We start from the raw sequence: 11,703 nt of genomic DNA on the forward strand, positions 1-11,703 counted from the left end.
TGCACGGACGGCTGGTTGTCCTCGGCCGTCGTGAAGATCTCGGACCGCTTGGTCGGGATCGTGGTGTTGCGCTCGATGAGCTTGGTCATGATGCCGCCCTTGGTCTCGATACCGAGGGACAGCGGGGTCACGTCGAGGAGCAGGACGTCCTTGACCTCACCCTTGAGCACACCGGCCTGCAGAGCGGCCCCGATGGCGACGACCTCGTCCGGGTTGACGCCCTTGTGCGGGTCCTTGCCGGTCAGCTCCTTGACCAGCTCCGTCACCGCGGGCATCCGGGTGGAACCGCCCACCAGGATCACATGGTCGACGGCGGAGACCTTGATGCCGGCGTCCTTGATGGCGTTGTGGAACGGACCCCTGCAGCGCTCGAGCAGATCGGCGGTCAGCTGCTCGAACTGGGCGCGCGTGAGCTTCTCGTCCAGGTGCAGCGGGCCCTCGGCCGAGGCCGTGACGTAGGGCAGGTTGATCGTCGTCTCGGTGGACGAGGACAGCTCGATCTTGGCCCGCTCGGCGGTCTCGCGCAGCCGCTGCAGCGCCATCTTGTCCTTCGACAGGTCCACGCCGTAGCCGTTCTTGAACTGCTTGACCAGGTGGTCCACGATCCGCTGGTCCCAGTCGTCACCGCCCAGATGCGTGTCACCGTTGGTGGACTTCACCTCCACCAGGCCCTCGCCGATCTCCAGCAGCGACACGTCGAAGGTGCCGCCACCGAGGTCGAACACGAGGATGGTCTGGTCCTGCTCCTTGTCCAGGCCATAGGCCAGTGCGGCGGACGTCGGCTCGTTGATGATCCGCAGCACCTTCAGGCCCGCGATCTCCCCCGCCTCCTTCGTCGCCGTGCGCTGGGAGTCGTTGAAGTATGCCGGGACGGTGATCACGGCGTCCGTCACGTCCTCGCCGAGATACGCCTCGGCGTCGCGCTTGAGCTTCTGCAGCACCCGCGCGGAGATCTCCTGTGCGGTGTACCGCTTGCCGTCGACGCTGCCCGACTCCGGGAAACGCCACTGCGCATCCCCGATGAGGCGCTTGACGGACCGCGCGGTGAGTTCCACGTTCGTCACGGCCTGCCGCTTGGCGATCTCGCCGACCAGCACCTCCCCGTTCTTGGCGAAGGCGACCACCGAGGGGGTGGTCCTGGCGCCCTCCGTGTTGGCGATGACGGTCGGCTCACCGCCCTCCAGCACGCACACCACCGAGTTCGTCGTCCCCAAGTCGATACCTACTGCGCGTGCCATCTCCGACTCCTTCCCAGGCACTGACCAGCGCCTTCACCCCCATCGTGCTGGTGCTTCCTGCATAAAACCTGAGTAGGTTGCTGTCAAGCCCAGGGAGGTAATGGGAGCCGGGCGCGCACGCCATTGGAGCGGAGGAGGCGGGATGAGCGGCGATCTGACCCCGTCCGGCTACGACCCGCAGATGTCGGTGGCGCGGGCCATACTCGTGCTGCGGCGCCGCCCGGGCACCGCAGCACGAGGGGAGCGAAATGGCTGAGGTGCTGGTTTTCCACCATGGGCACGGGCTGACCGTCGGCGTCCGGCAGTTCGCCGAGCAGCTGCGACGGGCCGGACACACCGTCCACGTCCCGGACCTGTTCGAGGGGCAGGTATTCGACAGCCTCGGGGAGGGCATGGGTTACGCCGAGGACGCCGGGTTCGGCACGGTCATCGCGCGCGGAACCGCCGCCGCCGAGGGGCTGCCTGCGGAACTCGTCTACCTCGGGTTCTCGCTCGGCGTCCTGCCGGCGCAGAAGCTGGCCCAGACCCGCCCCGGCGCAAAGGGTGCGCTGCTGCTGGAGGCATGCGTCCCGGTCGCGGAGTTCGGCGGCGCCTGGCCCCACGATGTCCCGGTCCAGGTCCACGGCATGGACGCGGATCCGTTCTTCGCCAGGGAGGGCGATGTGGACGCAGCCCGGGCGCTCGTCGCGACGGTGGCGGATGCCGAACTGTTCCTCTACCCCGGCGACAGGCACCTGTTCACCGACAGCAGCCTGCCGTCGCACGACGAACACGCCGCAACGCAGGCTACCGATCGAGTGCTGGACTTCCTCGACCGCATCAAATAGCCCGGCATTTCGGCGAGGACTACCAAGGCCAAAGGCAGCCCGCTCCAACCTCCACTTCCAAGACTGGCGTGTCGCCGACCTCGAAGCCCGCGTCCCCGACCCGGGAACAGCGACGTGGTCCTGCCTCGCTGACCACCTCACGGCCCGTCCACCGTCCCGGTGGACGGGCCGGCCCATGAGACCACCCGGACGAGCTACAACAACGACCCCGACACGCCGTCACGGACATGTAGTCCTCGTCGCCTGGACGAGGCTGCCGGACGACAGCAGCCCGCGCCCGGTCGATCCGGTCACCGGCCCGCACGTCCACGACCCGGCCCCGGCCGCCGGCCAGCCGCACGAAGTAGTCGGGCGCGTGCCGGCGCCGCCGCTTGCCGTCGTGCCAGTGCAGCCAGAACGGCTGCGAGGCGATCCCGACCACTTCTGGCTCGCGGTCCAGCAGGATCAGCCGGTCCCGCTCCAGCCAGGACTCGTAGCCCACGTGGCCGCCCACCGTCGTCGAGTAGTACAAACCGGCGAAGCTCTCACCGCCCTTGGCCCAGCGGAACTCCCGGACCGGATCGGCTGTCTCGAACCGACGGTTCCAGCCCTGTCCCAACGGCAGCCGATGACGCTGCCCGGACTCGACAAAGCCCAACTCGAAGGCCGACACGACGGCATCGCCGTACGCCAGCGCGGCAACAGCCACCGTCTCCCCACTCCACGAGACCCACCGGTCAAGATCAAGTGGCAGAAACCAACTGGCCGTTCCCAAACCTGTATGTGTGGCAGCGCCGGATTGGCGGTGACTTACCGCAACACGCTGGTGGACGGGAGGTCGCGGGTAGCCCCGGCCCGGCCTCCGGCGCGCACTGCACCCCGCCGTCACGGGCGAACGGCTCCAGTGGATGGCGTGAAGCGATGGGGTGATAATTCAAGTGATAACCGTTTCGGTTTCGGTTCGGTTGGGAGGCCGCGTATGCGGATGTCCTCGGCTCGCGGCCCGGCTTTCCTTATCGGTGTCGCCCTGGCGTTGACCTGCGGCTGCGGAAGCTCCGTGAAGGCCGACTCTGTCGACAACTCGCGGGCCGCGGCCCCGGTGTCTGTCATCCCGGTGGTCGCCTCGACCAACGTGTACGGGGACATCGTCGAGCAGATCGGCGCTGACAAGGTCAAGGTCGTCTCGATCATCAGCGACCCGGCGCAGGACCCCCACTCCTACGAGGCCAGTACGCGGAACCAGCTGGAGCTGTCCAGGGCGAAGGTCGTCGTCGAGAACGGCGGTGGCTACGACGACTTCATGGGCAGGATGCTCCGCAGCGCGAAGAACTCGTCGGCGAATGTCATCAACGCCGTGGAGGTCTCGGGAAAGGCCCCGGCAGCGGGCGGGGAATTCAACGAGCACGTCTGGTACGACTTCCCCACCATGGGAAAGCTGGCCGACCGGATCGCGGCCGCCCTGGCCAGGGCGGCCCCGGCAGACGCCGACGCCTTCGGCCAGAACGCCAAGACGTTCAAGGAGAGGCTGACGTCCCTCCAAGGCGCGGAAGAGCAGATCAAGGCGGACCACGCGGGCGCGGCGGTGGCGGTCACCGAGCCTGTCCCGCTCTATCTGATCGAGTCGAGCTGGCTACGCAACAGTACGCCCGCGGACTTCAGCGAAGCCGTCGAGGAGGGTGACGACGTCTCCGCGAGGAGCCTGCAGCAGACGCTTGAGCTGTTCACCGGTAAGCGGGTCGAGGCACTGGTGTACAACGAGCAGACCTCCAGCCCTCAGACTCAGAAGGTCAAGCAGGCCGCCGAGGCCAGCGGGATCCCGGTCGTCCCCGTAACGGAGACGCTTCCCCAGGGCGAGGACTACATCAGCTGGATGAAGGCCAACGTCGACGCACTCAAGAGCGCCTTGGGCACCTAATGGACCGCACGGAGGCCAAGGCCGGCGCACCACTCTCCCACCCCGGCGATGCCGCTCGCGGGGGCGCAACCCGTGGCGAACCGGTGATCAGTCTGCGGGACGCCGCACTGGCTTATGGCGACCGTGTGCTGTGGTCCGGACTCGACCTCGATGTGCGGCCCGGGGAGTTCCTCGCGGTGCTGGGCCCGAACGGATCGGGCAAGACCAGCCTGCTGCGAGTGCTCCTGGGCCGGCAGCAGCTCACCGAGGGCTCGCTGACGGTCCTCGGCCGGGCTCCCCGGCGCGGCAGCAGACACATCGGCTACGTACCGCAAGCGAAGTCTCTGCCCGCACACACGATGCTGCGGGCCCGTGACCTGGTGCAGCTCGGTCTGGACGGGCATCGCTGGGGGCCCTCGCTCGCCCCCCGTGCGATCCGCCGCCGCGTGGACGACATCCTGGCATCGGTCGGAGCGACGCTCTATGCGGATGTGCCCGTCGGCAGGCTCTCCGGCGGCGAGCAGCAGCGCGTCCGCATCGCGCAGGCGCTCGCCACCGACCCGCGGATCCTGCTCTGCGACGAGCCGTTGCTCTCCCTCGACCTACAGCACCAGCGCACGGTCACCACGCTGGTGGACCGGCGGCGCCGCTGTGCCGACACGGCCGTCGTCTTCGTGACGCACGAGATCAACCCCGTCCTGGGTCTGGTGGACCGGGTCCTGTATCTGGCCCCGGGCGGATTCCGGATCGGGCCGCCGGACGAGGTGATGACCTCGTCCAGCCTGTCGCAGCTGTACGGGACGCAGGTCGATGTCGTCCGTATCAGGGGTCGCATCGTCGTCGTCGGGGCACCCGACGACGCCACTGTGCACAACCATGCGGACGGGCCGAACGGGGGCGGACGGTCGTGATCGGACGCCGGCCCCTTGCCGACGGCGGGGACGACACCGGTGTCTGGCATCAGATCTTCAATTTCGACAACTACGGCGAGCTGCTCGGCCTGGTCCATAACTCCCTTCTGGCGGGGGTTCTCCTGGGCCTGGTCGGCGGCCTGGTCGGGGTATTCGTGATCATGCGCGATCTGCCGTTCGCCGTGCACGGGATCAGTGAACTGTCCTTCGCCGGCGCCTCAGCGGCGCTGCTGCTGGGGCTGAACATCGTGGCCGGGTCCATCGCCGGTTCCCTGCTCGCGGCAGGAGCCATCGGTGTACTGGGCGTCCGCGCCCGCGACCGCAACTCCATCATCGGCATCATCATGCCGTTCGGACTCGGACTGGGCGTGCTCTTCCTGTCCCTCTACAAGGGACGAGCGGCGAACAAGTTCGGCATTCTGACCGGCCAGATCATTGCCGTCGACACCCCGCAGATGTCGTGGCTGGTCGGCACGTCCGTAGTGGTGCTCATCGCTCTCGCGATCATCTGGAAGCCGCTGACCTTCGCCAGCGTCGATCCGGAGGTGGCCGAGGCTCGGGGCGTTCCCGTACGCGCGCTGTCCCTGGCATTCATGCTGGTCCTCGGCCTCGCGGTCGCCCTTTGCGTACAGATCGTCGGAGCGTTGCTGGTGCTCGCGCTCCTCGTCACCCCGGCGGCCGCCGCCGCGCGGATCACGGCCTCTCCCGTGCTGCTGCCCGTACTGAGCGTCGTCTTTGCGCTTGTCTCGATGGAGGGAGGGATTCTGCTCGCGCTCGGAAGCACCATCCCCATCAGCCCCTACGTCACGACCATCTCGTTCGTGATCTACCTCGTCTGCCGCCTGGCGAGCACGCGGCCGGCCGACCGAGCCTCCCCGGCCCTGCTTTCCCCGCCGGCCCCACCGGAACAGTCCTCCGCGCGAGTCTGACAGCCCGTTCGCCTCCCGCCTCGGTTCGAAGGGGCGCGCCGTACGGGCGCACACTCGAGCTCGTTCGGTGCAGACGGACGGAGCCCTTCATGCATCCCGTCGCTCTCGCTGGTGCCGCAGCCGGCCGTCTCGCTCACTACGCAGTCTCCGGGGTGGTAGGCGGCCTGATTATCCGAGGGGTCTCCAAGCGCCTTCCCGAGGCCAAACCGGCCGCCCGCAAAGCGCTCGTCGGTGGCATCGCGAACGGCATCGTCGGCGGCCGCTGGCTCGCCTCGGCCGCCGAGGAAGCCCGGCTCAAGGCAGGAGACATGCTCGCGGAGGCCCGGACCACACTCGGCGAGGAAGTACCGCCGCCCTCCGCGGTCAGCGTCGAGAACCACGATCACGGACACGAGCACTGATCATGGCCGGCGTGGTCGTGTGCTCCGTGGCCGCAGGCCGGGCCCGGCTGACCGTTCCCTGGGTACGGGCACGCCCCGGCAGCGCCGGACTGGTCGACGAGCGGCTGACCGGCATCGCCGGGTTCCGTGCACTGCGGATCTTCCCGCGCACTGGCAGCGTCGTGATCTGGGTGGCGCCGGACCGCCTGGACGTCGAGCGTCTGGTCGCCGCGCTCGAAGAAGCCCCGCCACCGTCCGCGCCCGCCAAGGCCACCCGGTCCGCCCCCGACTCCTCCACCGGCGAGGTCGCACGGCTCGTGGTCGGCGGCGCGGTCCTCGCCCTCGTGGCACTGCGCCGCCTGCTGCGCCGGCCACGGATGACCTTCGGATCCTCAGGCTTCCTAGGTGCGATCACCCTCTTCACCGGACTGCCCTTCTTCCGCGGCGCGCTGCGCTCGCTCCGCAGCCGTAGCTCTCCGGGGACGGACACCCTGGTCATGGTCGCCGACGCGCTCGGCATCACCGAAGTGCACGCGCATGCCCTTCCGGAGGGCAAGCTCCAGTTGATCCGGGACCTGCAGGCTGAGGGACACACGGTGGCGATGGTCGGCGACGGCACCAACGACGCCCCGGCACTCGCCCTCGCCGACGTCGGGATCAGCATGGGAGAGCACTCCTCGCACGTGGCCCTGGAGACCGCCGACATCGCCCTCGCGGGCAATGACCTGCGACAGGTCGCAGCTGTCGTCGAACTCAGCCGTCACACCCTGCGGGTCGTTCGGCAGAACTACGGCCTCGCCATCGGCGTCAACCTGCTCGGCCTGCTCGCCGGCGCCGGGGGATCCATGAACCCCGTCCTCGCCGCACTGCCGCACAACACCAGCAGCATCGCGGTCGTCGGAAACTCGGCCCGGCTCGTCAACCACACCCCGCACCTGCCCCGGACGACGGACGAGGTGCTCACGGCGGCTCCCATGGAGGACCGACGAGTGCGTTAGTACCTGCCTGTACGGACACGACTCCGCGCCGGGAGCAGGCGGGGGTCCCGAGAGCCTCGGGCCGTGCCCGGACGCCGGGGTCGACCTGCTCGGCAAGGTCTGTGCCCGTGGCTGGGCTGGCCCAGGCTGCGGCGTTGCGAAGGTGGGATTCGACGGTCAACTGGGCGCTCCAGCAGGGGCGCGTACGCGACGGGAAGGCGGGCACGGGCCTCGGGGTGACCTCGGTGGACATGTCCCAGCGCCTGCTCCCCCTGCCCGCATTGGTGCGTGAGGCCCTGAAGGGGTTCCGCGCCACGCAGGCGGCCGAGAAGCTGGCGGCGGGGGAGGCGTACAGCGGCAGCGGGTACGTGATCGTGGATGAACTCGGCGCCGCGCTGAATGGTCGGCAGTTGCGCGTGAGGGCGTACAAGATCATGGACAAGAACGGCTTTCGCAGGGTCCGCTTGTACGATGCACGCGCGTCGTGCTTGACGTACCTCGCGAACAGTGGTGTCCCGGATCACATCCTGGCCCGGTGGGTGGGGCACACCAGTGTGAAGACGACCAAGAAGTGGTACGTGAAGCCGGACGTGGAGGATCTACGTCCGGCGGCGGAAGCCTGGGGAGGTTTGGCGAGCGTCGCGACCCCCTCCAGTGAGAAATTGTGAGATGTGGGAGCGTGAGCAGGTGAGTGACACGAACGCCGAAACCCTGCAATACCGCTTTGACGGGCCAGAAGACGCCCCGGTCCTGATCCTGGGACCGTCCCTCGGTACTACATGGCACATGTGGGACCGGCAGATCGCCGATCTGTCCCGCCGGTGGCGGGTGTTCCGCTTCGACCTGCCGGGCCACGGCGGTGCCCCCGCCCACCCCGCCACCGCCGTCGCCGAACTCGCCGACCGGCTGCTCGCCACCCTCGACGAGCTGGGCATCCAGCGCTTCGGCTACGCGGGCTGCTCCATCGGCGGCGCGATCGGCGTCGACCTCGCGCTGCGCCATCCGCACCGGGTGGCCTCCCTCGCGCTGGTCGCCGCCTCGCCCCGGTTCGGGACCGCCGACGAGTTTCGCCAGCGCGGCGTGATCGTCCGTACCAACGGCCTGGACCCGATGGCCCGCAGCGCACCCGAGCGCTGGTTCACACACGGTTTCGCCGCCGCCCAGCCCGCGATTGTCGAGTGGGCCGTCCAGATGGTCCGCACTACCGACCCCGGCTGCTACGTCGCCGCCTGCGAGGCGCTCGCGGCCTTCGACGTACGCGGTGAACTCGGCCTGGTCGGCGTCCCCACCCTCGTCCTGGTCGGCTCCGAGGACCAGGTCACCGGGCCCGCCGAGGCCCGCACCCTGGTCGCCGGGATCCCGGACGCCCGGCTCGCGCTGGTGCCTGGCGCCTCCCATCTCGCGCCGGTCGAGCAGCCCGCCGCCGTCACCGACCTTCTCGTACGCCACTTCTCCACGGCCTGGAACGACACGCTCTCGGCCATCGCGGCCCCGCCGGTCGCGCCCGCGCTCTCCGCCCCGGTGGCGCCTGTCGCGGAGAGCGCGTCCGGCTCGCCCACGCAGCCCGAAGCAGTGCAGTCGGGCCGCCCCGATCCGTACGTCGCGGGCATGAGAGTCCGTCGTGAGGTCCTCGGCGACGCGCACGTGGACCGGGCGACGACCGCCGCGGACGAGTTCACGGGCGACTTCCAGGAGCTGATCACCCGCTACGCCTGGGGCGAGGTCTGGACCCGCGAGGGCCTGGACAGACGCACCCGCAGCGTGGTGACGCTGACCGCGCTGGTCGCGGGCGGACATCTGGACGAGTTGGCCTTCCACACCCGGGCCGCCCTGCGCAATGGCCTGACCCCCGCCGAGATCAGGGAAGTCCTGATCCACGCGGCCGTGTACTGCGGCGTCCCGGCGGCGAACTCCGCCTTCAGGGTCGCCCACGCCGTCATCCAGGAGGAGACCACTCCCGAGCCGTAGCAGGATGGGGGCATGAGGCTCACGAAGAAGACGCATGCCTGCATCCGGCTGGAGAAGGACGGGCAGACGCTCGTCATCGATCCCGGAACCTTCAGCGAGGAGGACGCCGCCGTCGGCGCGGACGTCATCCTCGTCACGCACGAGCATCTCGACCACTTCAACGAGGACCGGCTGCGCGCCGCCCTCGAAGCCAACCCGGCCGCCGGGATCTGGACGCTGCGGAGCGTCGCCGAGAAGATCTCGGCGGCCTTCCCGGGCCGCGTCCACACGGTCGGCCATGGCGACACCTTCACCGCCGCCGGTTTCGACGTCCAGGTCCACGGCGAGCTGCACGCGGTGATCCACCCGGACATCCCGCGGATTACCAACGTCGGCTATCTGGTGGACGGTTCGGTCTTCCACCCGGGCGACGCCCTCACCGTCCCCGACCACCCGGTCGAGACGCTGCTGCTCCCCGTTCAGGCCCCGTGGAACAAGATCTCCGAGGTCATCGACTACGTACGCGAGGTGAAGCCGCAGCGCGCCTTCGACATTCACGACGCCCTGCTCACCGATCTCGCGCGGCCGATCTACGACAGCCAGATCGGCTCGCTCGGCGGCGCCGAGCACGGCCGGCTGGCTCCGGGCGAGACGGCGGACCTGTGACTGCCGCCCCCTTGACTGTCAGACCCCACGGCTAGGCTGTCGCACATGCGCATCGCGACCTGGAACGTCAACTCGATCACCGCTCGGCTGCCCCGGCTGCTGGCCTGGCTGGAGAGCACCGGCACGGACGTGCTGTGCATCCAGGAGACGAAGTGCACCGAGGAGCAGTTCCCCTCCGACGAGCTGCGCGAGCTCGGTTACGAATCAGCGGTCCACGCCTCCGGCAGGTGGAACGGCGTGGCGCTGGTCTCCCGGGTCGGACTTGACGACGTCGTCAGGGGTCTGCCCGGCGGTCCGGACTACGAGGGGCAGCAGGAGCCGCGGGCGATCGCGGCGACCTGCGGCCCGGTCCGCGTCTGGTCGGTCTATGTGCCCAACGGCCGTGAGGTCGCCCATGATCACTACGCCTACAAGCTGCGCTGGCTGGAGGCGCTGCAGGCCGCGGTGGCCGAGGACGCGTCCGGGAGCCGTCCCTTCGCTGTCCTCGGCGACTTCAACATCGCGCCCACCGACGACGATGTATGGGACCCGTCGTTCTTCGAGGGGATGACCCATGTCACCCCGCCCGAGCGTGCGGCGCTGGAGGCCCTGCGCAAGGCCGGGCTCGCCGACGTGGTGCCGCGCCCCCTGAAGTACGAGCACCCGTTCACCTACTGGGACTACCGCCAAATGTGCTTCCCCAAGAACCGCGGCATGCGCATCGACCTGGTCTACGGCAACGAACCCTTCGCCCATGCGGTCAAGGACAGCTATGTCGACCGCGAGGAGCGCAAGGGCAAGGGCGCCTCGGATCACGCCCCAGTTGTTGTCGATCTGGACATCTGATGTGTGTTGACGCGCGCCCTGTGGTGCGTACGGCCGCAGGGATGCGAGGCTGAGCGGTATGAACATCCCTTTCTTGGACAACTGGCTCAAGCGGAACGGCGCTGAGCAGGAGGAGAACGATCGCTCCGTCGAGTACGACCCGGAGCGCGCGGCCGCCGTCGCCGAGCTGCTCTCCGAGTGCGAGCTGCTGCGTGTCCGAGCGGGGCAGGCGGGGCTCGAACTGGACGACTCCCCGGCCTCTTTGACCGCGCTCGACCAGCTGCCGCCGCGCTGGCGCGACGACCCGGAGGAACTGCCCTGGCTGGGCAATGACGCGGGCCTCTACCTCGGCACCGTGATCGTCCGTACGGTGCAGGGCGCGGCCTGGCACATCTGGCCGGGCGGCCATCCCGTAGTGCGGCTCGCCTCAGGGCGCGAGATCGGCGTGGTGGAGGCCGGCCTCGAGTGGGCGGTCAATGGAGCGCCCCAGTTGTCCCAGGTCTACGCGGAAGCCGCCGAGGCCTGACCTGCTAAATCGCTATTAATACGGCTTATGCCCTATTTATGCGTGTCGAGTGTGAAGTCCCTTGTCCGGCTGGATAGTTTGCGCTGACCCCGACACAGCTGAGAGTGGGTAGGGCAGCGTATGGCCGTCGATCCGTTGATCGAGCTGCGTGACGTCAACAAGTACTTCGGACAGTTGCACGTCCTCCAGAACATCGACCTCACGGTCGGCCGCGGAGAAGTGGTGGTGGTCATCGGCCCGTCGGGCTCCGGGAAATCCACGCTCTGCCGGGCGATCAACCGCCTGGAGACGATCGAATCGGGCTCCATCATCATCGACGGCCAGCCGCTCCCCGAAGAGGGCAAGGCGCTCGCCAGACTCCGTGCCGACGTCGGCATGGTCTTCCAGTCCTTCAATCTCTTCGCGCACAAGACCGTCCTGGCCAATGTTTCGCTCGGGCAGATCAAGGTCCGCGGGCGCAAGAAGGACGAGGCGGAGAAGCGCTCGCGCCGACTCCTCGAACGCGTCGGCCTCGCCGACCAGGCCGAGAAGTATCCGGCCCAGCTCTCCGGCGGCCAGCAGCAGCGCGTGGCCATCGCCCGTGGTCCTGATCATCCCCGTGCCGTACTCGGAGGCGATGGTCAGC

At 68.8% G+C, this 11,703-nt stretch carries 14 protein-coding genes; 12 read left to right on the forward strand and 2 right to left on the reverse strand.

Annotation, left to right across the window (positions count from 1 at the left end; translation table 11 throughout):
* Positions 1-1,238 (reverse strand): molecular chaperone DnaK (gene dnaK, locus ACWDO5_RS33225; RefSeq protein ID WP_450534275.1); only part of this gene is annotated, 1,238 nt, incomplete at its 3' end.
* Positions 1,239-1,486: 248 nt separating this feature from the next.
* On the opposite strand from dnaK, the gene ACWDO5_RS33230 reads away from it, so the two are divergent.
* On the forward strand, positions 1,487-2,065 hold the full coding sequence (locus ACWDO5_RS33230; RefSeq protein WP_450534276.1) for a dienelactone hydrolase family protein: 579 nt from the start codon (positions 1,487-1,489) through the stop codon (positions 2,063-2,065).
* Between the two features lie 19 nt (positions 2,066-2,084).
* Here ACWDO5_RS33230 and ACWDO5_RS33235 read toward each other — a convergent pair whose 3' ends face one another.
* Complete coding sequence (locus ACWDO5_RS33235; protein WP_450534277.1) at positions 2,085-2,753, reverse strand: TnsA-like heteromeric transposase endonuclease subunit; 669 nt, start codon at positions 2,751-2,753, stop codon at positions 2,085-2,087.
* A 270-nt stretch (positions 2,754-3,023) separates the two neighbouring features.
* Here ACWDO5_RS33235 and ACWDO5_RS33240 point away from each other — a divergent pair, with 270 nt between their 5' ends.
* The 11 genes from ACWDO5_RS33240 to ACWDO5_RS33290 all read left to right on the forward strand — a co-directional run.
* Positions 3,024-3,959, forward strand: a complete 936-nt coding sequence (locus ACWDO5_RS33240; protein WP_450534278.1) for a metal ABC transporter solute-binding protein, Zn/Mn family — start codon at positions 3,024-3,026, stop codon at positions 3,957-3,959.
* Positions 3,959-4,849: a metal ABC transporter ATP-binding protein gene (locus ACWDO5_RS33245; RefSeq protein WP_450534279.1), complete on the forward strand. Its 891-nt coding sequence runs from the start codon at positions 3,959-3,961 to the stop codon at positions 4,847-4,849. The genes ACWDO5_RS33240 and ACWDO5_RS33245 overlap by 1 nt, the downstream gene beginning before the upstream one ends.
* Complete coding sequence (locus tag ACWDO5_RS33250; protein WP_450534288.1) at positions 4,849-5,778, forward strand: metal ABC transporter permease; 930 nt, start codon at positions 4,849-4,851, stop codon at positions 5,776-5,778. Before ACWDO5_RS33245 ends, ACWDO5_RS33250 begins: the two co-directional genes overlap by 1 nt.
* 89 nt (positions 5,779-5,867) lie before the next feature.
* Positions 5,868-6,179, forward strand: coding sequence for a DUF1490 family protein (locus tag ACWDO5_RS33255; protein WP_450534280.1), 312 nt, complete (start codon positions 5,868-5,870; stop codon positions 6,177-6,179).
* A gap of 2 nt (positions 6,180-6,181) precedes the next feature.
* Positions 6,182-7,156: an HAD-IC family P-type ATPase gene (locus ACWDO5_RS33260; protein ID WP_450534281.1), complete on the forward strand. Its 975-nt coding sequence runs from the start codon at positions 6,182-6,184 to the stop codon at positions 7,154-7,156.
* Between the two features lie 107 nt (positions 7,157-7,263).
* Positions 7,264-7,803, forward strand: coding sequence for a tyrosine-type recombinase/integrase (locus ACWDO5_RS33265; RefSeq protein ID WP_450534282.1), 540 nt, complete (start codon positions 7,264-7,266; stop codon positions 7,801-7,803).
* A gap of 1 nt (position 7,804) precedes the next feature.
* Complete coding sequence (gene pcaDC, locus ACWDO5_RS33270; RefSeq protein WP_450534283.1) at positions 7,805-9,103, forward strand: bifunctional 3-oxoadipate enol-lactonase/4-carboxymuconolactone decarboxylase PcaDC; 1,299 nt, start codon at positions 7,805-7,807, stop codon at positions 9,101-9,103.
* 12 nt (positions 9,104-9,115) lie between these two features.
* Entirely contained in the window at positions 9,116-9,748 is a 633-nt protein-coding gene (locus ACWDO5_RS33275) for an MBL fold metallo-hydrolase (RefSeq protein ID WP_450534284.1), read from the forward strand.
* Positions 9,749-9,793: 45 nt separating this feature from the next.
* Positions 9,794-10,573, forward strand: a complete 780-nt coding sequence (locus ACWDO5_RS33280) for an exodeoxyribonuclease III (protein WP_450534285.1) — start codon at positions 9,794-9,796, stop codon at positions 10,571-10,573.
* A 58-nt stretch (positions 10,574-10,631) separates the two neighbouring features.
* Positions 10,632-11,078, forward strand: a complete 447-nt coding sequence (locus ACWDO5_RS33285) for a DUF6278 family protein (RefSeq protein WP_450534286.1) — start codon at positions 10,632-10,634, stop codon at positions 11,076-11,078.
* 120 nt (positions 11,079-11,198) lie between these two features.
* Positions 11,199-11,703, forward strand: a 505-nt coding sequence (locus ACWDO5_RS33290; protein ID WP_450534287.1) for an amino acid ABC transporter ATP-binding protein, incomplete at its 3' end; no start/stop codon positions are given.

This window comes from Streptomyces sp. NPDC000880 (genome assembly GCF_053599675.1).